At 39.1% G+C, this 1,280-nt stretch carries 1 protein-coding gene; it reads right to left on the minus strand.

Annotated features, from left to right (window positions below; translation table 11 throughout):
- Positions 1–1,280: phosphotransferase (locus ACOVO2_RS07055; protein ID WP_421769293.1), on the minus strand; the 1,280-nt coding region annotated here is incomplete at both ends.

Consider the following 1,280-nt stretch of genomic DNA (forward strand, 5'->3'; position numbering starts at 1 on the left):
TTTTTTCGCCTTTTTTGATGATTTTTCCAATAAACTTATCCGCTAAACTTTCTTTTGTCAGATGCCCGTAAAGTGTATAAAACACCAAATCGTTGAGTTGATGTCTCAGAATAAGTGTTGGGCCGTAATCTTTTGGGTGGTCATTATTGTGGCAGCTAAAAACTTCACCATCTTCCAAAGCATGTACGGCCGTATGAGCTAACGTCCAAAAATCAACACCGATATGAATCGTGCGATGCTCGTAGCCTTCGTTAGTTTTTATCTTGAAAGCATCGGTTGTATAAATCGGCCGTGCTTCGCCATAACCGCCCACCAAAAGCACGTTTTCTTCCTTCACTTTTCGACTGATTTTATCATCGAGTGCCGCCGAATTGATGTAATTACTGAAGTTGCCAATAAAGGTCGAAGCAATGGATAAATCAAGCGGAGTGATGGTTTTGTTTTTACTTTCGGGAATCAAATCTTCAATTGTCCAATTGGAGCTTTGGGCATAATTGATAAACGTTTCGTAGGTGCTGCAAGGAGTCATTCCACAAGCACTTCTGAATGTATAATAGGCATAATTTTCCGAAATATTTTTCCATTGCTCTAAAAGTCGCCAAGCAGATTTTTCACTGATGAGCAAATACGCATTTTCGGGTTCTTTCTTTTTATTAATGGCCGATTTCGTGACACTAATCACCAAACGCATGGCGGTTGTGGTGTAAAGCACTTGTAATTCCTCATCTAAAAGCGGAAACTGTTGATGATAACCCGAGATAATTACCTTTGCGGCTTCCAGAGGTTGCTCAAAATCCATGATTCCGTAAGCCAAAACGACCGATAAATCATTGATAATCTGCGAATAAACGCTATCGCCATAGTCGATAATAGCCTCAACGCTTGGATTTTGTAATTGATGCGAAACGATGATATTGTTATCATTGGCATCGTTATGAATCGTACTTTTTCTGAGATTCTGATACTGTGGCTGAATAGCTTTGAATTTTTCTATGAAAAAACTGACGATTTCAAGTTCTTTTTCCGAAAACAGCCCAACATATTGTTCTACCCAAAGAGCATCAGCCAAATTCCAGTCGAAACTTCGATGTGCCAAAGCATGATTAAAATCTAAAAGTGCGTTGGTTATTTGTCCGCATTTTTGGCCAAGCGAAAACCTCAGACTTTCACTTTTTGGGTTTACAGCCGAATACAAATGACCATCCATCCACTCTAACAATCGTATTTTTCTGTTATTCCCGTGAGCATCAATATAGTCGAAAATACCTTGATTATCAGCA

It is taken from the genome of Emticicia sp. (assembly GCF_049241225.1).
Classification (GTDB): Bacteria; Bacteroidota; Bacteroidia; order Cytophagales; family Spirosomataceae; genus Emticicia.